This window comes from Streptomyces daghestanicus, assembly GCF_020521275.1.
GTDB classification, from domain to species: domain Bacteria; phylum Actinomycetota; class Actinomycetes; order Streptomycetales; family Streptomycetaceae; genus Streptomyces; species Streptomyces griseoviridis.
Genome location: NZ_BNDX01000016.1, coordinates 1 through 21,410, shown reverse-complemented (window position 1 = coordinate 21,410; position 21,410 = coordinate 1). Strand labels below are relative to the sequence as shown.

At 73.5% G+C, this 21,410-nt stretch carries 16 protein-coding genes and 1 pseudogene; 9 read left to right on the top strand and 8 right to left on the bottom strand.

Annotation, left to right across the window (positions count from 1 at the left end; genetic code table 11):
• Positions 1 to 9 precede the first annotated feature (9 nt).
• The gene (locus Sdagh_RS26950) at positions 10 to 387 is read right to left on the bottom strand and encodes a hypothetical protein (RefSeq protein ID WP_190076598.1); all 378 of its coding nucleotides are present in this window, start codon (positions 385 to 387) and stop codon (positions 10 to 12) included.
• Between the two features lie 270 nt (positions 388 to 657).
• Positions 658 to 1,515, bottom strand: coding sequence for a 16S rRNA (cytidine(1402)-2'-O)-methyltransferase (gene rsmI / locus Sdagh_RS26945; RefSeq protein WP_190076599.1), 858 nt, complete (start codon positions 1,513 to 1,515; stop codon positions 658 to 660).
• 61 nt (positions 1,516 to 1,576) lie between these two features.
• On the opposite strand from rsmI, the gene Sdagh_RS26940 reads away from it, so the two are divergent.
• The 3 genes from Sdagh_RS26940 to Sdagh_RS26930 all read left to right on the top strand — a co-directional run bounded on the left by Sdagh_RS26940 (position 1,577) and on the right by Sdagh_RS26930 (position 6,836).
• Positions 1,577 to 3,328 (top strand): dolichyl-phosphate-mannose--protein mannosyltransferase, encoded by a 1,752-nt coding sequence (locus tag Sdagh_RS26940; RefSeq protein WP_189414678.1) that lies wholly within the window; start codon positions 1,577 to 1,579, stop codon positions 3,326 to 3,328.
• A 143-nt stretch (positions 3,329 to 3,471) separates the two neighbouring features.
• A complete protein-coding gene (locus Sdagh_RS26935) occupies positions 3,472 to 5,088 on the top strand; it encodes a penicillin-binding transpeptidase domain-containing protein (protein ID WP_190076600.1) in 1,617 nt (538 codons plus the stop codon).
• Positions 5,089 to 5,165: 77 nt separating this feature from the next.
• The gene (locus tag Sdagh_RS26930) at positions 5,166 to 6,836 is read left to right on the top strand and encodes a penicillin-binding transpeptidase domain-containing protein (RefSeq protein WP_190076601.1); all 1,671 of its coding nucleotides are present in this window, start codon (positions 5,166 to 5,168) and stop codon (positions 6,834 to 6,836) included.
• Positions 6,837 to 6,849: 13 nt separating this feature from the next.
• Here Sdagh_RS26930 and Sdagh_RS26925 read toward each other — a convergent pair whose 3' ends face one another.
• Positions 6,850 to 7,206 carry an SsgA family sporulation/cell division regulator gene (locus Sdagh_RS26925; RefSeq protein ID WP_189414675.1) on the bottom strand — a complete coding sequence of 119 codons (357 nt, stop codon included), beginning with the start codon at positions 7,204 to 7,206 and terminating at the stop codon, positions 6,850 to 6,852.
• 154 nt (positions 7,207 to 7,360) lie between these two features.
• Here Sdagh_RS26925 and Sdagh_RS26920 point away from each other — a divergent pair, with 154 nt between their 5' ends.
• The 4 genes from Sdagh_RS26920 to Sdagh_RS26905 all read left to right on the top strand — a co-directional run bounded on the left by Sdagh_RS26920 (position 7,361) and on the right by Sdagh_RS26905 (position 11,165).
• Complete coding sequence (locus Sdagh_RS26920) at positions 7,361 to 8,413, top strand: energy-coupling factor ABC transporter permease (protein WP_189414674.1); 1,053 nt, start codon at positions 7,361 to 7,363, stop codon at positions 8,411 to 8,413.
• Between the two features lies 1 nt (position 8,414).
• Complete coding sequence (gene cbiQ / locus Sdagh_RS26915) at positions 8,415 to 9,176, top strand: cobalt ECF transporter T component CbiQ (protein ID WP_189414673.1); 762 nt, start codon at positions 8,415 to 8,417, stop codon at positions 9,174 to 9,176.
• On the top strand, positions 9,164 to 9,925 hold the full coding sequence (locus Sdagh_RS26910; protein WP_189414672.1) for an energy-coupling factor ABC transporter ATP-binding protein: 762 nt from the start codon (positions 9,164 to 9,166) through the stop codon (positions 9,923 to 9,925). The genes cbiQ and Sdagh_RS26910 overlap by 13 nt, the downstream gene beginning before the upstream one ends.
• Positions 9,926 to 9,992: 67 nt before the next feature.
• Positions 9,993 to 11,165 carry a serine hydrolase domain-containing protein gene (locus Sdagh_RS26905; protein ID WP_189414671.1) on the top strand — a complete coding sequence of 391 codons (1,173 nt, stop codon included), beginning with the start codon at positions 9,993 to 9,995 and terminating at the stop codon, positions 11,163 to 11,165.
• A 6-nt stretch (positions 11,166 to 11,171) separates the two neighbouring features.
• Here the strand turns inward: Sdagh_RS26905 and Sdagh_RS26900 are convergent, their stop codons facing one another.
• The 4 genes from Sdagh_RS26900 to Sdagh_RS26885 form a co-directional block, all read right to left on the bottom strand.
• Positions 11,172 to 11,447 (bottom strand): DUF1876 domain-containing protein, encoded by a 276-nt coding sequence (locus Sdagh_RS26900; protein ID WP_189414670.1) that lies wholly within the window; start codon positions 11,445 to 11,447, stop codon positions 11,172 to 11,174.
• A 108-nt stretch (positions 11,448 to 11,555) separates the two neighbouring features.
• Positions 11,556 to 12,047: a YbaK/EbsC family protein gene (locus Sdagh_RS26895; protein WP_189414669.1), complete on the bottom strand. Its 492-nt coding sequence runs from the start codon at positions 12,045 to 12,047 to the stop codon at positions 11,556 to 11,558.
• 118 nt (positions 12,048 to 12,165) lie between these two features.
• Positions 12,166 to 14,385, bottom strand: coding sequence for an MMPL family transporter (locus Sdagh_RS26890; RefSeq protein WP_190009120.1), 2,220 nt, complete (start codon positions 14,383 to 14,385; stop codon positions 12,166 to 12,168).
• Positions 14,386 to 14,490: 105 nt separating this feature from the next.
• Complete coding sequence (locus Sdagh_RS26885; protein ID WP_189414667.1) at positions 14,491 to 15,090, bottom strand: TetR/AcrR family transcriptional regulator; 600 nt, start codon at positions 15,088 to 15,090, stop codon at positions 14,491 to 14,493.
• A 175-nt stretch (positions 15,091 to 15,265) separates the two neighbouring features.
• On the opposite strand from Sdagh_RS26885, the gene Sdagh_RS26880 reads away from it, so the two are divergent.
• Complete coding sequence (locus tag Sdagh_RS26880; RefSeq protein ID WP_372478487.1) at positions 15,266 to 17,965, top strand: S41 family peptidase; 2,700 nt, start codon at positions 15,266 to 15,268, stop codon at positions 17,963 to 17,965.
• Here the strand turns inward: Sdagh_RS26880 and Sdagh_RS26875 are convergent.
• Positions 17,889 to 20,444, bottom strand: a pseudogene (locus Sdagh_RS26875) (S41 family peptidase); the annotation flags it as partial. The gene Sdagh_RS26880 and the pseudogene Sdagh_RS26875 overlap by 77 nt on opposite strands.
• Before the next feature lie 166 nt (positions 20,445 to 20,610).
• Between Sdagh_RS26875 and Sdagh_RS26870 the strand changes: the two are divergent.
• Entirely contained in the window at positions 20,611 to 21,210 is a 600-nt protein-coding gene (locus Sdagh_RS26870) for a TetR/AcrR family transcriptional regulator (protein WP_189414667.1), read from the top strand.
• Positions 21,211 to 21,410 lie beyond the last annotated feature (200 nt).

The following is a 21,410-nucleotide window of genomic DNA, read 5'->3' as shown; positions in this document are numbered from 1 at the left end:
AAACGCGGGTCAGTTCGCCGGGCGGTGCGTGCGGTGCAGGTGCAGGGCGTGCAGCAGGTCGGCGACGTGCCGGGGCCGGGGCCCGGCGGCGGGCTCGGGGACCTCCACCGGGCCCGCCTGCGGCGGCAGGGAGGCGGGGGCGGGGCGCGCTGCGTCGCGCGCGGAGGCGACCCGCCCCGGCCGCATGATCCGTACGACGTGTCCGTCGCAGTTGTGGCAGGTGGGCCGGGAGAGCGGGGAGGGCACGGTCCGCCCGTCCGCCGTGTACACCACGAACCGCCGGCCCTCGGCGTCCGTGTGGTGCTCTATCTCGTACGACTGCTCCCAGCCGGTGCCGCAGCGCATGCAGGCGAAGGAGTAGGACTCGTGCACCGTGGTCTCGCTCATTCCGGCTCCCGTGGTCCGCGAAGGAGGGGCGTGGACGCGTCCCGTTCCTCCAGTGGATGCCCGGATCGGCCCGGAATCACCAGGGCTGTCAAGTGTTGGGGGCGATTTGACGGTCCCTTGCCGAAGGGGCCGTCCGGCGCTTTACCCGGCCGACCGGCCGTTTGCCCGCCCATGGGGCGCGGGCGCGCACGGGAGGCGCACGTCACGCCCCGGCGCGCTTCGCACCCCGGCGTACTTCACGCCCCGACGTATTTCACGCCCCGGCGTTCTTCACGCCCCGGCGTTCTTCGCCGCGACGACGGCGTCGAACACCTCCCGCTTGGGGACGCCCGCCTCGACGGCCACCGCGGCGATCGCCTCCTTGCGCCGCTCTCCCGCCTCCTCGCGCACCCGCACCCGGCGCACCAGTTCCCCGGGCCCGATCTCCTCGGCGCCCTTCTCGGGGGCGCCCTCGACGACGACGGTGATCTCCCCGCGCACGCCCTCGGCCGCCCAGGCCGCCAGCTCGCCCAGCGGGCCGCGCCTGACCTCCTCGTACGTCTTGGTCAGTTCCCGGCAGACGGCCGCGCGGCGGTCGGTGCCGAAGACCCCGGCCATGGCGGCGAGGGTGTCGTCGAGGCGGTGCGGGGCCTCGAAGTAGACGAGGGTGCGGCGCTCGGCGGCGACCTCGCGCAGCCGGGTGAGCCGCTCGCCGGCCTTGCGCGGCAGGAAGCCCTCGAAGCAGAACCGGTCGACCGGCAGCCCGGACAGGGCGAGCGCGGTCAGGACGGCGGACGGGCCGGGCACGGCGGTGACCCTGATGTCCCGCTCGACGGCCGCCGCGACCAGCCGGTACCCGGGATCGGAGACGGACGGCATCCCGGCGTCGGTCACCAGCAGCACCCGCGCGCCCCGGGCGAGTTCCTCGACCAGCTCCGGCGTGCGCGCCGCCTCGTTGCCCTCGAAGTACGACACCACGCGCCCCTTGGGGGTCACCCCGAGGCCCTGGGTGAGCCGGCGCAGCCGCCGGGTGTCCTCCGCGGCGACGACGTCGGCGGCGGTCAGCTCCTCGGCGAGGCGGGGCGGGGCGTCGGCGAGGTCGCCGATGGGGGTGCCGGCGAGGACCAGGGTTCCGGTTGCGACTGTCACGTTTCCATCCTCGCAGGGGCAAGCACGGGACTCGCACAGACCGGTTCCCTACGATGGCGCGGTGACCAGTACAGCGTCGTCCACGGACTCCACGGACACCCGGCAGGACCAGGCGCCGCACGAGCGGCGGCCGGCCTGGCAGCGGCGGCTGCGCCGTTTCGGCTACTCGGCCCGGCCGCGGCCCGGTGTCCGCGAGCGGCTGGTGCCGCCGTACACGCGGCCCGGTCCCCGGCTGTGGAGCGTGCTCGGGGTGCCGCCGCGGGCCGCCGACCGGCTGGTGCGCTGGTCGGGGTGGGGCGGTCCGCTGCTGGTGACGCTGCTGGCGGGCGTGCTGCGGTTCTGGAACCTGGGCAGCCCGAAGGCGGTGATATTCGACGAGACGTACTACGCCAAGGACGCGTGGGCGTTGGTCAACCGTGGTTTCGAGGTCAACTGGGACAAGAACGCCAACGACCTGATCCTGAACTCCGGCGGGGACGTGACCGTCCCCACGGACGCGTCGTACGTCGTCCATCCGCCGGTCGGGAAGTTCGTGATCGGCGTGGGCGAGTGGCTGTTCGGGTTCGACCCGTTCGGCTGGCGGTTCATGACCGCGCTGCTCGGCACCCTGTCGGTCCTGCTGCTGTGCCGGATCGGGCGGCGGCTGTTCCGCTCGGCCTTCCTGGGCTGTCTGGCGGGCGCGCTGATGGCGCTGGACGGGCTGGCGTTCGTGATGAGCCGGACTGCTCTCCTCGACAGCGTGCTGGTCTTCTTCGTGCTGGCGGCGTTCGGCTGCCTGCTGGTCGACCGGGACCGGGCACGGGCGAAGCTGGCGGCGGCGCTGCCGGTGGACGCGGACGGGCTGGTCCGCCCGGACGCGTACGTCGCGGAGACCACCCGGCTCGGCGCGCGGCCGTGGCGGTGGGCGGCGGGGCTGATGCTGGGCCTGGCCATCGGCACCAAGTGGAACGGCCTCTACATCATGGTGGCGTTCTGCGTCATGGCGGTGCTGTGGGACGTGGGCGCCCGCCGGGTCGCCGGCGCCCACCGCCCCCGGACCGCCGTCCTCAAGCACGACCTGGGTCTGGCGTTCCTGTCGACGGTCCCGGTCGCGGTCGTCACCTACCTGGTCTCCTGGACGGCCTGGATCCTCTCCCCGAGCGACGGCACGGGCGGCTACTACCGCAGCTGGGCGGCGACCGACGGGAAGCACAGCGACTGGTCGTGGCTGTTCCCCGACTGGTGGCGCAGCCTGTGGCACTACGAGAGCCAGGTCTACGAGTTCCACACCCACCTGACCTCGCCGCACACGTACCAGTCGAACCCGTGGAGCTGGCTCGTCCTGGGCCGCCCGGTCTCCTACTTCTACGAGTCCCCCGCGCCGGGCACGGACGGCTGCCCGGCGGACGCGGGCGAGAAGTGCGCCCGCGAGGTGCTGGCGCTGGGCACGCCGGTGCTGTGGTGGCTGGGCTGCGCGGCGCTGCTGTACGTGCTGTGGCGCTGGGCGTTCCGCCGGGACTGGCGGGCGGGCGCGATCGCGTGCGGGGTCGCGGCCGGCTACCTGCCGTGGTTCGTGTACCAGGAGCGCACGATCTTCCTCTTCTACGCCGTGGTCTTCCTGCCGTTCCTCTGCCTGGCGGTGGCGATGCTGCTGGGGGCGGTGATCGGCCGGGCGGGGGCGAGCGAGGCCCGGCGGGTCGCGGGCGTGGTCGCGGCGGGCGTCCTGGTCCTGCTGGTGGCGTGGAACTTCATCTACTTCTGGCCGCTCTACACGGGCACGGCGATCCCGATGGAGGACTGGCGGGCGCGGATGTGGCTGGACACCTGGGTGTGACGGAGATCTCTGTGTCTCCGTTCGGCCACCAAACGGAAACAGCCGTACCGCAAGTCACGCCCGGCACATAGAGTGCCAGTGTGACCACTTTCTGAACGCGTTCAACGGGCGTGTCCGGGAAACCCGACGGGAGGGGACTGCCGATGGGCAGGGGGATGAAGGCCGCCGTCATCGGCGGGGTGTTCGCCGTGATGGTCGGCGGGGCCGGGTACGGCGCGTACAACGTGATGTCCGCGCTGGACGGCGGCGCGGACGAGGTGCGCACCGGGCCGCTCGGCGCCGACGAGGTCGAGGAGACGACGGGGAAGTTCTTCGCGGCCTGGGAGAAGGGGCAGGCGGACGCCGCGGCGGAGTACACCAACGACGACGCCTCCGCCCGTGCGCTGCTGAGGCAGTACGCGCGCGACGCCCACATCGAGGACGTCACCATCACCCCCGGCACCGCCGTCGGCGCGAAGGTGCCGTTCGCCGTGAAGGCGACGGTCTCCTACGGCGGCCGGAGCAAGCCGCTGACGTACAAGAGCCAGCTGACCGTGGTGCGCGGCAAGACCACGGGGCGGGCGCTGGTCGACTGGGCGCCGTCGGTCGTCCATCCGGAGCTGAAGGCCAAGGGCGACACGCTGGTCACCGCGGAGTCGGCGAACCCGCCGATCGAGGCGGTGGACCGCGACGGCACGGTGCTGACCAAGGAGAAGTACCCCTCGCTGGGCCCGGTCCTGGACACGCTGCGGGAGAAGTACGGCGAGCAGGCGGGCGGCGAGCCCGGTGTCGAGCTGGTGGTCCGGCACGCCTCGCAGCAGGTGGCGGACACCTCGCTGCTGACCCTCGCGGAGGGCGAGCCGGGCAAGCTGGAGACGACGCTCAGCGCGACCGTGCAGAAGGCCGCCGAGAAGGCCGTGGCGGAGTTCGACGAGTCCTCGGTGGTGGCGATCAAGCCCAGCACGGGCGAGGTGCTCGCGGTCGCCAACCACCGCGCGGACGGCTTCAACGCCGCCTTCCAGGGGCGGGTCGCGCCGGGCTCCACAATGAAGATCATCACCGCGGCGATGCTCATAGACAACGGCGTGACCTCGATGGACGGCGCCGCGCCCTGCCCCGACCAGGCGGTCTGGCAGGGCCAGGTCTTCAAGAACCTCACCGGCATGGAGCCGAACGAGTCGGCCACCCTGGCCAACAGCTTCCAGCGGTCCTGCAACACCGCCTTCATCAAGCTCATCGACGAGAAGCCGCTGACGGACTCCTCGCTGGCCGAGGAGGCGCAGGAGCGGTTCGGGCTGGGCCGGGACGACTGGAAGACCGGCATCGTCTCCTTCGACGGCAGCGTGCCCGCCGTCAGCGGCCCGGACCGCGCGGCCGGCGCCATCGGTCAGGGCCAGGTCCAGATGAACCCGCTCAACATGGCCTCGGTGACGGCCACCGCGATCACCGGCACGTTCCGCCAGCCCTATCTGGTCGCGCCGGACCTGGACGACCGGGAGATCGCCACCGCCAAGGGCCTGTCCCCGGCGACGTCCTCGCAGCTGAAGCAGATGATGCGGCTCACCGCCACGCAGGGCACCGCGGCCGAGGCCATGTCCGGGCTCGGCGGGGACATCGGCGCGAAGACCGGGTCGGCGGAGGTCGACGGACAGACCGTCTCCAACAGCTGGTTCACCGGGTTCCGCAACGACATCGCGGCGGCGGCCATGACGGAGGAGGGCGGTCACGGCGGCGACGCAGCCGGGCCGATCGTCGCGGACGTGCTGCGGGCCGGCGGCTGAACTCACCCGCGCGGGGCGGGACGGCGGGACGCGTGCCGTCGTTGGAAGACGTGACGGCACCGAGGGAACGGAAAGCAGTGGGGAACAGAAGGCGCGTCACCGAGCGGCGCAGGACCAGGCCCGTCGTGCTCGGCGGGGTGATCGCCGCGGTGGTCGCCGGCGCCGGGGCCGGGGTCTGGGCGCTGTCCGGTGACGGCACGGCCGCCGGGGACGACGCGCGTACCACGGCCGCCGCGAAGAAGGTGAGGAGCGGCCCCCTGTCGGCCGCCGAGGTCACCGCCACGGCCCGCCGGTTCCTCGCCGCCTGGCAGCAGGGCAGGCCGGCCGAGGCCGCCGCCGCCACCGACTCCGCCGCGTCCGCGCGGGCCCTGCTCACCTCGTACGCCAAGGACGCCCGGATCACGGACGTCACCCTGACCCCGGGTGCGGCGAGCGGCGCGAAGGTGCCGTTCTCCGTCGAGGCGACGGTGGTCTTCGAGGACGTGCGCGAGCCGCTGGCGTACGACAGTGAGCTGACCGTCGTCCGCCGGGACGGCGACGGCGAGCCCCGGGTCGCCTTCACCCCGGCCGTCGTCCACCCGGACCTGGCCGGCGACGGCGACCGGCTGGTCACCGGGGAGGCAGGGGACCCGCCGGTGAGGGCGGTGGACCGGGACGGCGGCGAGATCACCGCCGCGAAGTACCCCTCGCTGGGCACCGTGCTGGACGGGCTGCGCGAGAAGTACGGCAAGAAGGCCGGCGGCACCGCCGGGGTCGAGCTGCGGGTGGTGCGCGGCAAGGCGTCCAAGGCGAAGAAGCTCTCCGGCAAGACCCTGCTGGAGCTGACCGAGGGCACCCCGGGCACGGTGCGGACGACCCTCGACCCGGAACTCCAGGTGCTCGCCGAGAAGCAGGTGGAGGCCACCGGGAAGGCGTCGGTCGTGCTGACCCGGGTCTCCACCGGTGAGATCCTCGCCGTCGCCAACAGCGGCCACGGCTTCAACACCGCCTTCCAGGGCTCACTGGCCCCCGGCTCCACGATGAAGGTCATCACCTCCTCGCTGCTGATCGAGAAGGGCCTCGCCGCCGCCGACGAGGAGCACCCCTGCCCCAAGTACTTCACGTACGGCGGCTGGAAGTTCCAGAACGACGACAAGTTCGAGATCAAGGACGGCACCTTCAAGGCGAGTTTCGCCCGCTCCTGCAACACGGCCTTCATCAGCCAGGCCGGCAAGCTCCCGGACGACGCCCTGACGAAGCAGGCCCAGGAGGTCTTCGGTCTCGGCCGGAACGACTGGGCGATCGGGGTGCCGAGCTTCGACGGCGCGGTGCCGGTGCAGAGCGCCGCGCCGAAGGCGGCGTCCCTGATCGGGCAGGGCGGGGTGCGGATGAACCCGCTGAACATGGCGTCGGTGGCGGCGACGGTGAAGTCCGGCACCTTCCACCAGCCGTACCTGGTCGCCCCGTCGGTGGACGACCGCACGCTCGCCACGGCCTCCCGCACGCTGTCCGCCGGCACCCTCGCCCAGCTGCGGGAGCTGATGGCGTACACGGCCGTTCACGGCACGGCGGCGGAGGCGATGGCCGGGGTCGGCGGGGACACCGGCGCGAAGACCGGGTCGGCCGAGGTCGACGGGCAGAAGAAGCCCAACGGCTGGTTCACCGCCTACCGGGACGACCTCGCCGCGGCGGGCGTCGTGCAGGCCGGCGGCCACGGCGGAGACACGGCGGGCCCGATCGTGGCGGCGCTGCTGAAGGCGGCCGGCTGACGCCCCGGCGGGCTCAGTGCGGGACGGGCCGGGCCGCCGCCGCGTAGGTCCGGCGCAGGAACCGCAGCAGGTCGGTCGCGTCGAACTGGACCACCGAACACCCCCGCCCGGAGTGGAACTCCACCACCGCCCGCACCCGCCCGCACGGCCACACCCGCACCTCACCGGTGCCGGCGGGCGCACGCAGCCCCCGCTCCAGCAACTCGCGCGCGAAGGTGACATAGCGCGGACCGGGCAGCCCCACACAGACCGCGCCGGGGTCGCCGTCGGGGTCGTACCGGAGCACCACCGGCACGCACCGGCCGTCGTCGTCGGCTATGTCCACGTCGGTGAGGACCTGGACCCGCGCGTACTGCTCGACCACCGCCATCGACCGGCTCCTCGGTTCTCCTCGTCCGTGAGACCCACCCCCTTTGACTGTCCCATAACTTCATTTTCATACCTTTTGAGTGGAATATCGGATGTGAGGCAAGCCTTTACCCCGCTCTTGCACAGGTGTTGCACCTGCTCCCTATCATCGAGAGGTGCACGTACCTGACGGATTCATCAACGCCCCGACCTCCGCGGTCACCGGGGTCGTCGCCGCCGGCGCGGTCGCGGTCAGCCTGCGCGGCGCGCGCAAGGAACTGGACGAGCGGACCGCGCCGCTGGCCGGCCTGGTCGCGGCGTTCATCTTCGCCGTGCAGATGCTGAACTTCCCCGTCGCCGCGGGGACCAGCGGCCATCTGCTCGGCGGGGCGCTGGCCGCGATACTCGTGGGCCCCTACACGGGGGTCCTCTGCGTCTCCGTCGTCCTGCTCATGCAGGGCATCCTCTTCGCGGACGGCGGCCTGACCGCGCTCGGCGTCAACATCACCGACATGGCGATCGTCACCACCGTCGTCGCCTACGCCGTCTTCCGGGGCCTGGTGAAGGTGCTGCCGCGCACCCGGCGCACGGTGACCGTCGCCTCCTTCGTCGCGGCGCTGCTCTCCGTGCCGGCCGCCGCCGTCGCCTTCACCCTCCTCTACGCGGTCGGCGGCACCACCGACGTCTCCCTCGGCAAGGTCGCCACCGCCATGATCGGCGTGCACGTCCTGATCGGCGTCGGCGAGGCCGTCATCACCGCGCTGACCGTCGGCGCGGTCATCGCCGTCCGCCCCGACCTGGTGTACGGCGCGCGCGGCCTCCAGCAGAGGCTCAAGCTGCGCGTCGGCGGCGAACTCGTCGACGCCCCGGCCGCCGGACCCGCCCCGGTCCCGGCCTCCCGCTCCCACCGCAAGGTCTGGCTCACCGGCCTGGCGGTCTCCGTCGTCCTCGCCGGCTTCGTCAGCTTCTACGCCTCCGCCTCCCCCGACGGCCTGGAGAAGGTCGCCGCCGACAAGGGCATCGACGCCAAGGCCGAGGAGCACGCCGCCGCCGACTCCCCGCTCGCCGACTACGGCGTCAAGGACGTCGCCGACGCCCGGCTCTCCGGCGGTCTCGCGGGCGTGATCGGGGTCGGCGTCACGGTCGTCGCGGGCAGCGCGGTGTTCTGGGCGGTCCGCCGCCGCCGTACCGACGACACCTCCCCCGCCGACACCACCACGAGCGTCTGAGATGGGGGCCGGCCACGCCCACCGCCTCTACCGGCACGGGCACTCCCCCGTGCACGCCCTGCCGCCGCACACCAAGCTGGCCGCGGTCTTCGCCTTCGTGGTCGTCGTCGTGTCCACGCCCCGCGAGGCGATGTGGGCGTTCGCGCTCTACGCCGTCCTGCTGGCGTCGGTGGCGTACGCGGCCCGCGTCCCCGCCGGCTTCCTGCTGAAGCGGCTGCTGATCGAGGTGCCGTTCGTCGCGTTCGCGGTGCTGATGCCGTTCGTCGCCGAGGGCGACCGGGTCGGCGTCCTGGGCCTCTCGCTGAGCGTGAACGGCCTGTGGGGCGCCTGGAACGTGCTGGCCAAGGGCACCCTGGGCGTCGCCGCCTCGGTGCTGCTGGCCTCCACCACCGAACTGCGCGAACTGCTGCTGGGCCTCCAGCGTCTGAAACTGCCGCCGCTCCTCGTCCAGATCGCCTCTTTCATGATCCGCTACGGCGATGTCATCACCGACGAGATGCGGCGCATGCGGATCGCCCGGGAGTCGAGGGGCTTCGAGGCGAGCGGCGTCCGGCACTGGGGCGTCCTCGCGAAGTCCGCCGGGGCGCTGTTCATCCGCTCCTACGAGCGCGGCGAACGCGTCCACCTGGCCATGGTCAGCCGTGGCTACGCCGGTGCCATGCCGGTGATCGACGAGGTGACCGCCTCCCGGGCGCAGTGGTCGTCCGCGCTGGCCCTCCCCGGTGCGGCGCTGCTGGTCTGTCTGCTGGGATGGGTGCTGTGACGACTGCTTCCCTGGAGGTCTCCGGCCTCGCCTTCGCCTACCCTGACGGGCACCAGGCCCTCTTCGGTGTCGACTTCTCGCTCGCGCGGGGCGAGCGGGTCGCGCTGCTCGGCCCCAACGGCGCCGGGAAGACCACGCTCGTGCTCCACCTCAACGGCATCCTGACCGGCGGCGCGGGGACGGTGACGGTCGCCGGGCTGCCCGTGGGCAGACGGCACATGGCCGAGATCCGGCGCCGGGTCGGCATCGTCTTCCAGGACCCGGACGACCAGTTGTTCATGCCGACGGTCCGGGAGGACGTGGCGTTCGGCCCTGCGGCGGCCGGGGTGAAGGGGGCGGAGCTGGAGGAGCGGGTGCACCGGGCGCTCGCCCGGGTCGGCATGGAGGGCTTCCAGGACCGGCCCCCGCACCACCTCTCCTTCGGGCAGCGCCGCCGGGTGGCGGTGGCGACGGTCCTCGCGATGGAACCGGAGATCCTCGTCCTGGACGAGCCCTCCTCCAACCTGGACCCGGCCTCCCGCCGCGAACTCGCCGACATCCTGCTCTCCCTGGACGTCACGGTCCTCATGGTCACCCACGACCTGCCGTACGCCCTCCAGCTCTGCCCGCGCTCGCTCATCCTCAGCGACGGGGTGATCGCGGCGGACGGCCCGACCGCCGAGCTGCTCTCCGACGACGCGCTGATGCGCGCGCACCGCCTGGAACTGCCCTTCGGCTTCGACCCGCGCTCGGTGACGACCGCCACATGAGGAATCGCCGGTGAACGGTGTGTGTTGCACGCACTGTTGACGGCGGCGCGGGAAAGGGACGACGGACGTGGACGTGCACGGCACAGTGGCCGAGGGCTTCGAACCGGTCAGGGACGCGTTCGTACGGAACTTCACCGCCCTCGGCGACCGGGGCGCCGCCGTCGCCGTCCGCCGCGACGGCCGCACGGTCGTCGACCTGTGGGCCGGCACCCGCGACGTCGACGGCACCGAGCCCTGGCGGCGCGGCACCGCGCAGGTCGTCCGCTCCGCGACGAAGGGCGTCGCCGCCGCCGTACCGCTGCTGCTGCACCAGCGCGGGGAGCTGGACCTGGACGCGCCGGTGAGCGCGTACTGGCCCGGGTTCAAGGCGCACGGCAAGGAGCGGGTCCTGGTCCGGCACGTGCTGAACCACCGCGCCGGGCTCCCCGTCCTCGACCGCCCGCTGAGCGCCGGCGAGGCCCTCGACCCGCAGCGCGGCCCCGAGGCGGTCGCCGCGCAGGCACCCGTCTGGGAGCCCGGCACCGACCACGGCTACCACGCGCTGACCTACGGCTGGCTGCTCGACGGTCTGGTCCAGCGGGTGACCGGCCGCACCACCGGCGCCTGGCTCGCCGACGAGATCGCCCGCCCGCTCGGGCTCGACCTGTGGCTCGGCCTCCCGGCGGCCGAGGAGGCGGCCGGGAGGGCGGGCCGCGTGGGCCGGATCGACGAGCCCGAACCCCTCGCGGGCGGGCTGCGGCTGCGTCCGAAGCGCTCGGTCACCGCCGCCTACGACGATCCCGGCTCCCTCACCCGCCGCGCCTTCGGCGCCGTCGCCCCCTTCCCCGACCAGAACGACCCGGCGTACCGGGCGGCGGCGCTGCCCGCGACCAACGGCATCGCGACCGCCGACGCCCTGGCCCGTTTCTACGCCGCGCTGGCCGGCGAGGTCGACGGGGTCCGCCTGTTCACCCCGCGGACGCTGGCGGCGGCCCGGACGGAGGAGTCGGCGGGCCCCGACCGGGTGCTCGTCGTCGGCACCCGCTTCGGCCTCGGCTACATGCTGCACGGCGGCGCGTCCCCGTTCCTGGGCCCCGGCTCCTTCGGCCACCCGGGCCGCGGCGGCGCCCTCGGCTTCGCCGACCCGGAGTCGGGCATCGCCTTCGGCTACGTCACCAACGGCTTCCGCAGGAGCGTGACGGCGGACCCCCGCGCACAGGCGCTGGTACGGGCGGTGCGGGCGTCACTGGACGCCGCCTGAGCCGTCTCACACGTGGATGGGGTGGGAGACCCGGCCCGCCGCCTGGTCGATCTCGCCGTGCGCCTTGTCGAGCAGCCGCATCGCCAGCTCGTTCAGCGCGCGTGCCCCGGCGACCTCCTCGCCGACCCGTGGCTGGCGGGGGTCGGCCCGGTGCCGGCTGGCGTGGCCGTGGCCCCGTACTTCCGTGCCGTCGGCCAGCCGCAGCAGCGCGGCGGCCCGCGTGTGCCGGTCGTCCTCCGTGAATTCGACCTCGATGTGCCATCCGGCTGGGTTGTGCGTCATGACGCTCACCTCGCGCACCTGTTGTTCCCCCCTGCTCTTCCCGGGGTTCCCCCTGTTCCCAGGGTGCGCCGCTCCCGGCCGGCGCGCAGCGTCAGCACCCCGGCGGTGTCACGCGGAGGGCTGTTCGCGGACGTCCACGAGGGTGGCGCCGGCGTGGGTGACCAGGTCCTTCGGGGCCATCGGGAAGACGGTGTACGGGGTGCCGGCGGCGGCCCACACCACGTCGTGCGCGAGCAGGGAGCGGTCGGCGAGGACGCGGGTGCGGGTGCGGTGGCCGAAGGGCGGGACGCCGCCGATGGCGTACCCGGTGGTCTCCCGTACGACGTCGGCCTTGGCCCGGGTGACCTTCCGCGCGCCGAGTTCCTCGCGGACCCGGTCCACGTCGACGCGGGAGGCGCCGTCCATGAGGACCAGGACGGGAACCCCGTCGGCGGCGAAGATCAGCGACTTGCAGATCTGGCTCAGCTCGCAGCCGACCGCGGCGGCGGCCTCGGCGGCGGTCCTGGTCGCGTCGGGGAAGCGGCGGATCCGTCCGGTCAGGTCGTCCAGGCCCAGGGTGGTGAGGGCCTCGGCGAAGCGGGGGTGGGCTGTCGTCGTCATGGGAGGGACCGTAGCGGGACGCGGGCGGGGCGGGCGACCGGGTTCGCGGGATGACTCGGGGCCGCCCGCTTCCCGGCGCTGCGGGAAGCGGGCGGCCCCGACGGTCACGGGGGCGTCCTCACGCCCGCGCCGGCACCTTGTCCTCGTCGGGGTCGGCCTGGCCGGCCAGGGCCCGCAGGCCCTCGCCCTCGACGTCGACGTTGGGCAGGGCGCGGTCCAGCCACTTCGGCAGCCACCAGGCCCGCTTGCCGAGCAGGGCGAGGACCGCCGGGACCAGGGCCATGCGGACCACGAACGCGTCGAAGAAGACCGCGATCGCCAGGCCGAAGCCGATCATCTTGACCATCGACTCGCTGGAGCCGATGAAGCCCGCGAAGACCGCCATCATGATCACCGCGGCGGCGGTGACGACCCGGGCGCCGTGCTTGAAGCCGGTCACGACCGCCTCGTCCGGCTGCTCGCCGTGCACGTACGCCTCCCGCATCCGGGTGACCAGGAAGACCTCGTAGTCCATGGCGAGACCGAAGACCACACCGACCATGAAGATCGGCATCATCGACATGACCGGGCCGGTCTCCTCCACGCCCAGCAGACCGGACAGCCAGCCCCACTGGAAGACCGCGACGACCGCGCCGAGGGCCGCCAGGACGCTCAGCAGGAAGCCGAGGGCCGCCTTGAGCGGGACCAGGATCGAGCGGAAGACCACGATCAGGAGCAGGAAGGCCAGGCCGACGACGAGCACCAGGTAGGGGATGAGCGCGTCGTTGAGTTTCTCGCTGACGTCGATGTTCATCGCCGTGGAGCCGGTGACCAGGGTCTCGGCGCCGGTGTCCGCCCGCACCCCGGCCCCGGCGTCCCGGATGGCGTGCACCAGGTCCTCGGTGGCGACGGAGGACGGCTTGGAGTCGGGGATGACGGTGATGGTGGCCGTGTCGCCCGCCTTGTTGGGCGCCGGGGGCGTCACCGTGACGACCCCGTCGAGGCTCTTGATCTCGTCGGAGACGTCGGTGAACGCGGCCTGCGGGGCGTCGCTGCCCTTGGCGTCGACCACGACCATCAGCGGGCCGTTGAAGCCGGGGCCGAAGCCCTCGGACAGCAGGTCGTAGGCGCGGCGCTGGGTGGTGGAGGTCGGCTGGGAGCCGTCGTCGCCGAGCCCCAGTTCCAGGGAGGCCGCCGGGACGGCCGCCGCGCCGAGGCCGACGATGCCCAGGAGGAGGACGGCGACCGGGCGGCGGACGACGAAGCGGGCCCAGCGGGTGCCCATGTTGGGCTTGTTCCGCTGCTGGGCGCGCTCGGCGCGGGCACCGCCGAGGAACCTGCTCTTGGCGCCGGCCGGCTTGACCCTGCGGCCGGCGTAGCCGAGGAGCGCCGGGACCATGGTGAGCGCGATGAGGACCGCGATGGCGACCGTGGCGGCCGCCGCGATGCCCATCTTGGTCAGCATCGGGATGTTGACGACCGAGAGTCCGACCAGGGCGATGACCACCGTGAGGCCCGCGAAGACCACCGCCGAGCCCGCCGTGCCGACGGCGCGTCCGGCCGCCTCCTCGCGGGCGCGGCCCTCGGCGAGTTCGGCGCGGTAGCGGGAGACGATGAACAGGGCGTAGTCGATGCCGACCGCGAGGCCGATCATCATCGCCAGGATGGAGGTGGTGGAGCCCAGTTCGAGGGCGCTGGCCAGCGCGGTGATGGAGGAGACGCCGATGCCGACGCCGATGAGCGCGGTGAGCAGCGGCAGTCCGGCGGCGACCAGCGAGCCGAAGGTGATGACGAGGACGACGGCGGCGACGGCGATGCCGATGACCTCGGTGGCGCCGGTCTCCGGTGCCGCCTGGAGCGCGTCGCCGCCGATCTCGACGGTCAGTCCGGCGTCCCGCGCCTGCTGGGCGGCGTCCTCCAGGGCGTCCTTGCTGGACTCCTCCAGTTCCATGCCGGAGACGTCGTACTTCACCGACGTATAGGCGATGGTGCCGTCCTTGCTGACGGTCTTGCCCGCGTAGGGGTCGGCGACCGAGGCGACCTCGGAGCCGTCGCCGAGTTCGTCGACGGCCTTGAGGACGGCGGCCTTGTTTCCGGCGTCCGTCATCTTCTCGCCGTCGGGCGCCTTGAAGACGACGCGCGCGGTGGCTCCGTCGGCGCTCTGGCCGGGGAAGCGCTGTTCCAGCAGGTCGAAGGCCTTCTGCGCCTCGGTGCCGGGAATGGAGAACGAGGTGGAGCCGGCGGGCGGGGCGCTGGCCGCGCCGATGCCGGCGACGGCGAGCAGCGCGACCCATATCAGGGCGACGAAGTGCCGTCGCCGGAAGGCGAGGCGGCCGAGTCTGTAGAGGAACGTGGCCACGAGGGCGTACTCCCGGTCATGTCGTGGAGTGGATCAGGGCAGGGGTGATCAGCCCGGCGACGTGAGCGGTGACGTCAGGTGGAGGGCTTGCCTAGGGGAGAGGTGTCAGGGGGCGGGGACGCCGAGGGCGGGGAGGATCACGGCGTCGATGTAGGAGGCGAGGAACGCCCGGGTCGGCGGCTGCTCGTCCAGCAGGACGGTCGTGGCGAAGCCGCCGACCATCATGTGGAGGAGGAAGTCCAGAGCCGGGCAGTCGGGTCTGATCTCGCCGCGGTCGACGGCGCGTTGCAGTACGCGCCGGAACTCGGCCGTCTCCGGCTCGATCAGCTGCTCCCGGAGCGCCTGGCGCAGATCCGGGTTGCGGTGGAGCGCCATGGCGACGCCCCGCAGCAGCGCGGAGTTCTGTTCCATGGTGCAGTCGTCCTCGCGGGTCAGCAGGGCGTGCAGGTCGCCGCGGAGGGACCCGGTGTCGATGTCGGTGACCTGCCCCGGCTTGTTGTGCCGGATGGCCTTGACGACCAGTTCGGCCTTGCCGCCCCACTGGCGGTAGAGGGTGGCCTTGCTGGACCGGGTGCGGGCGGCCACGGCGTCCATGGTGAGGGCGTCGTAGCCGACTTCGCGGAGCAGGTCGAGCACGGCGCCGTACAGCTCGGCCTCGCGCTCGGGAGTGATCCGGCTGCGGCGCGCCGTCGCGACCTCTGCCATCTCGCTCGTCCTCTCCCCTGTACGGCCTGCGTATGTGACGAAGATATCCCATGCCCCTAACGAAACGAAACGGTTTCGTACGTGTCCTGGGTCACGGTTGTGAGCTTCCCGTAAGGACCCGCCGCGCGCCGCTCACGAGTTGCTGCCCCCGGGGCCCCGGAAAAGCATGGACAGAGTGAGTTATCTGCGCTTCCCGCACCTCCACGCCGGCCTGCTGTGCTTCGTGGCCGAGGACGACCTCTGGCTCGCGCCGCTGGACGATCCGGGCTGCGCCCGGCGGCTCACCGTCGACCGGACCAAGGTCTCCCACCCCCGTTTCTCACCGGACGGCCGGCATCTCGCGTTCACCAGCTGGCACAGCGCGCTGCCCGAGGTGCACCTGGTGCCCGCGGCGGGCGGGCCGGGGCGGCAGCTCACCCACTGGGGCTCGCTCGACACCCGGGTCTGCGGCTGGTCGCCGCCGGCGGCGGACGGCACGTCGGCGGTGCTCGCCGTCACCTCGCAGGGCGAGCCGTTCTCCCATCTGACCTGGGCGTACAAGGTCTCGTGCGACGGCGACCCGGGCCGCAAGCTGCCCTGGGGCCCGGTCTCCGACCTCCAGGTCGCCGAACTGCGCGGCGAGCGCCGCACCCTGCTGCTCACCGGCACCCCGCCGCACGAGCCCGCCGCCTGGAAGCGCTACCGGGGCGGCGCCACCGGCAGGCTCTGGCTGCACGGTGAGCGGCTCCTCGAAGGGCTCGGCGGGCATCTGCACTCCCCCCTGTTCACCGGCGGCCGGATCGCCTTCCTCTCCGACCACGAGGGCGTCGGCAACCTGTACTCGTGCGCGTACGACGGCTCCGGCCTGCGCCGGCACACCGACCACGACGCCTTCTACGCCCGGCACGCGGCGAGCGACGGCACCCGCGTGGTCTACCAGTGCGCGGGCGAGCTGTGGATCGTCGACGACCTCGCGCCGGACTCCCGGCCGCGCCGCCTGGACATCCGGCTCGACGGCCCCCGCCCGGGACTGCGTACCCACCAGGTGCCCGCCGCCCAGCACGTCGACGGCGTCTCCGTGGACGAGACGGGCCGGGCCAGCGCGGTGGTGGTGCGCGGCAGCCTGTACTGGCTCACCCACCGGGACGGTCCCGCCCGCACCCTCGCCGACACCCCCGGGGTCCGGGTCCGGCTGCCGGAGATGCTCGGCGGGAGCGGCCGGGTCGCCTGCGTCACCGACGCCGGCGGCGAGGACGCCGTGGAGATCGCCCACCTGCCCCGGGCCACCGGCGGCCGGGAGCCGCGCCGGCTGGCCGCCGGGCGGCTGGGCCGGGTGCTGGAGACGGTCTCCGACCCGGCGGGCGGGCGACTGGCGATCGCCGCGCACGACGGCCGGCTGCTGCTGCTCGACGTCTCGGACACCGGTGCGGACGCCGGCACGGGAGACAGCACGGACGACGGCACGGAGGCCGGCCCGGACGGTCCCCGCCGCACGGGAGTGACCGAGCTGATCCGGTCCGTCAACGGCCCCGTGCGCGACCTCGCCTTCTCCCCGGACGGCCGCTGGCTGACCTGGTCCCACCCCGGTATCGGCCGCACCCTGCGGCAGATCAAGATGGCCCGGATCGACGGGCGGGACGGCCCGGTCGTCGTCGACGTCACCGACGGCCGCTTCGAGGACGAGAACCCGGTCTTCACCCGCGACGGCCGCTACCTCGCCTTCCTCTCCTGGCGCGGCTTCGACCCGGTCTACGACGTGCACACCGGCGACCTCTCCTTCCCGCTGGGCTGCCGCCCCTACCTGGTCCCGCTCTCCTCGGCCACCCCCTCCCCGTTCGCCCTGGACCCGGAGGGCCGCCCGGCCGCCGGCGGTCCCGACCCGGTGGAGGACGGGCCCGGCGAGGTCGGCACGGTCACCGTCGAGGTCGAGGGGCTGCCGAGCCGGGTGACGCCGTTCCCGGTCACCGCGTCCAAGTACTCCGCGCTGCACCCGGTCGCCGACGGCGGCCTGGTCTGGCTGCGCTGGCCGATCTCCGGCGCGCTCGGCGAGACCTTCGCCAACCCGGACGACCCCAGCGAACGGCCCACCCTGGAGCACTTCAGCACCGCCAAGGCCCGCAAGTCCGAACTGGTCGACCACCTCGACTGGTTCGCGGTCAGCGGCGACGGCACCCGGCTCGTCGTCCTCGACGAGGGCGACCTGCGCGCCGTGCCCGCCACCGAGCCCGGCGACGGCGACTCCACCACCTGGATCGACGCCCGCCGCATCCTGCACCGGGTCGACCCGGGCGCCGAGTGGCGGCAGGCGTACGAGGAGGCCGGGCGGCTGACCCGCGCCTTCTTCTGGGAGCCGGACATGTGCGGCATCGACTGGGACGCGATCCTCGCCCAGTACCGGCCGCTGGTCGAACGGGTCGCCACCCCGGACGACTTCGCCGACCTGCTCAGGGAGGTCCTCGGCGAACTGGGCACCTCGCACGCCTATGTCACCGCCGCCCGCCGCAACGAGGGCCCGGCGCACTACCAGCGTCTCCAGGGCCTGCTCGGCGCCGACCTCACCCGCCGGGACGGCCGCTGGACGGTCCGGCGCGTCCTGCCCGGCGACTCCTCCGACTCCAAGGCCCGCTCCCCGCTGGCCGGTACCGGCATCCGCGAGGGCGCCGCCCTCACCCACGTCGACGGCCGCCCGGTCGACCCGGTGACGGGTCCGGCCCCGCTCCTCGCGGGCGCGGGCGGTACGACGGTCGAGCTGACCTTCGCCCCGGCCGAGGGCGGCCCGCGCGCCGGGTCGCCCGTCGTCCGGGCTCGTCCGCTCGACCCGTCGTACCGCCTGCGCTCGCGAGGAGCGGGGCCGGACCCGTCACCGGGTCGACCGGGCGGCCGTCGACGTGGGTGAGGGCGGCGCCCTCGCGGATGCCGGTACCGGCCAGCGGGGAGCGGGCCTTGGAGTCGGAGGAGTCGCCGGGCAGGACGCGCCGGACCGTCCAGCGGCCGTCCCGGCGGGTGAGGTCGGCGCCGAGCAGGCCCTGGAGACGCTGGTAGTGCGCCGGGCCCTCGTTGCGGCGGGCGGCGGTGACATAGGCGTGCGAGGTGCCCAGTTCGCCGAGGACCTCCCTGAGCAGGTCGGCGAAGTCGTCCGGGGTGGCGACCCGTTCGACCAGCGGCCGGTACTGGGCGAGGATCGCGTCCCAGTCGATGCCGCACATGTCCGGCTCCCAGAAGAAGGCGCGGGTCAGCCGCCCGGCCTCCTCGTACGCCTGCCGCCACTCGGCGCCCGGGTCGACCCGGTGCAGGATGCGGCGGGCGTCGATCCAGGTGGTGGAGTCGCCGTCGCCGGGCTCGGTGGCGGGCACGGCGCGCAGGTCGCCCTCGTCGAGGACGACGAGCCGGGTGCCGTCGCCGCTGACCGCGAACCAGTCGAGGTGGTCGACCAGTTCGGACTTGCGGGCCTTGGCGGTGCTGAAGTGCTCCAGGGTGGGCCGTTCGCTGGGGTCGTCCGGGTTGGCGAAGGTCTCGCCGAGCGCGCCGGAGATCGGCCAGCGCAGCCAGACCAGGCCGCCGTCGGCGACCGGGTGCAGCGCGGAGTACTTGGACGCGGTGACCGGGAACGGCGTCACCCGGCTCGGCAGCCCCTCGACCTCGACGGTGACCGTGCCGACCTCGCCGGGCCCGTCCTCCACCGGGTCGGGACCGCCGGCGGCCGGGCGGCCCTCCGGGTCCAGGGCGAACGGGGAGGGGGTGGCCGAGGAGAGCGGGACCAGGTAGGGGCGGCAGCCCAGCGGGAAGGAGAGGTCGCCGGTGTGCACGTCGTAGACCGGGTCGAAGCCGCGCCAGGAGAGGAAGGCGAGGTAGCGGCCGTCGCGGGTGAAGACCGGGTTCTCGTCCTCGAAGCGGCCGTCGGTGACGTCGACGACGACCGGGCCGTCCCGCCCGTCGATCCGGGCCATCTTGATCTGCCGCAGGGTGCGGCCGATACCGGGGTGGGACCAGGTCAGCCAGCGGCCGTCCGGGGAGAAGGCGAGGTCGCGCACGGGGCCGTTGACGGACCGGATCAGCTCGGTCACTCCCGTGCGGCGGGGACCGTCCGGGCCGGCCTCCGTGCCGTCGTCCGTGCTGTCTCCCGTGCCGGCGTCCGCACCGGTGTCCGAGACGTCGAGCAGCAGCAGCCGGCCGTCGTGCGCGGCGATCGCCAGTCGCCCGCCCGCCGGGTCGGAGACCGTCTCCAGCACCCGGCCCAGCCGCCCGGCGGCCAGCCGGCGCGGCTCCCGGCCGCCGGTGGCCCGGGGCAGGTGGGCGATCTCCACGGCGTCCTCGCCGCCGGCGTCGGTGACGCAGGCGACCCGGCCGCTCCCGCCGAGCATCTCCGGCAGCCGGACCCGGACCCCGGGGGTGTCGGCGAGGGTGCGGGCGGGACCGTCCCGGTGGGTGAGCCAGTACAGGCTGCCGCGCACCACCACCGCGCTGGCCCGGCCCGTCTCGTCCACGGAGACGCCGTCGACGTGCTGGGCGGCGGGCACCTGGTGGGTACGCAGTCCCGGGCGGGGGCCGTCGAGCCGGATGTCCAGGCGGCGCGGCCGGGAGTCCGGCGCGAGGTCGTCGACGATCCACAGCTCGCCCGCGCACTGGTAGACCACGCGGGTGCCGTCGCTCGCCGCGTGCCGGGCGTAGAAGGCGTCGTGGTCGGTGTGCCGGCGCAGGCCGGAGCCGTCGTACGCGCACGAGTACAGGTTGCCGACGCCCTCGTGGTCGGAGAGGAAGGCGATCCGGCCGCCGGTGAACAGGGGGGAGTGCAGATGCCCGCCGAGCCCTTCGAGGAGCCGCTCACCGTGCAGCCAGAGCCTGCCGGTGGCGCCGCCCCGGTAGCGCTTCCAGGCGGCGGGCTCGTGCGGCGGGGTGCCGGTGAGCAGCAGGGTGCGGCGCTCGCCGCGCAGTTCGGCGACCTGGAGGTCGGAGACCGGGCCCCAGGGCAGCTTGCGGCCCGGGTCGCCGTCGCACGAGACCTTGTACGCCCAGGTCAGATGGGAGAACGGCTCGCCCTGCGAGGTGACGGCGAGCACCGCCGACGTGCCGTCCGCCGCCGGCGGCGACCAGCCGCAGACCCGGGTGTCGAGCGAGCCCCAGTGGGTGAGCTGCCGCCCCGGCCCGCCCGCCGCGGGCACCAGGTGCACCTCGGGCAGCGCGCTGTGCCAGCTGGTGAACGCGAGATGCCGGCCGTCCGGTGAGAAACGGGGGTGGGAGACCTTGGTCCGGTCGACGGTGAGCCGCCGGGCGCAGCCCGGATCGTCCAGCGGCGCGAGCCAGAGGTCGTCCTCGGCCACGAAGCACAGCAGGCCGGCGTGGAGGTGCGGGAAGCGCAGATAACTCACTCTGTCCATGCTTTTCCGGGGCCCCGGGGGCAGCAACTCGTGAGCGGCGCGCGGCGGGTCCTTACGGGAAGCTCACAACCGTGACCCAGGACACGTACGAAACCGTTTCGTTTCGTTAGGGGCATGGGATATCTTCGTCACATACGCAGGCCGTACAGGGGAGAGGACGAGCGAGATGGCAGAGGTCGCGACGGCGCGCCGCAGCCGGATCACTCCCGAGCGCGAGGCCGAGCTGTACGGCGCCGTGCTCGACCTGCTCCGCGAAGTCGGCTACGACGCCCTCACCATGGACGCCGTGGCCGCCCGCACCCGGTCCAGCAAGGCCACCCTCTACCGCCAGTGGGGCGGCAAGGCCGAACTGGTCGTCAAGGCCATCCGGCACAACAAGCCGGGGCAGGTCACCGACATCGACACCGGGTCCCTCCGCGGCGACCTGCACGCCCTGCTGACCCGCGAGGACGACTGCACCATGGAACAGAACTCCGCGCTGCTGCGGGGCGTCGCCATGGCGCTCCACCGCAACCCGGATCTGCGCCAGGCGCTCCGGGAGCAGCTGATCGAGCCGGAGACGGCCGAGTTCCGGCGCGTACTGCAACGCGCCGTCGACCGCGGCGAGATCAGACCCGACTGCCCGGCTCTGGACTTCCTCCTCCACATGATGGTCGGCGGCTTCGCCACGACCGTCCTGCTGGACGAGCAGCCGCCGACCCGGGCGTTCCTCGCCTCCTACATCGACGCCGTGATCCTCCCCGCCCTCGGCGTCCCCGCCCCCTGACACCTCTCCCCTAGGCAAGCCCTCCACCTGACGTCACCGCTCACGTCGCCGGGCTGATCACCCCTGCCCTGATCCACTCCACGACATGACCGGGAGTACGCCCTCGTGGCCACGTTCCTCTACAGACTCGGCCGCCTCGCCTTCCGGCGACGGCACTTCGTCGCCCTGATATGGGTCGCGCTGCTCGCCGTCGCCGGCAT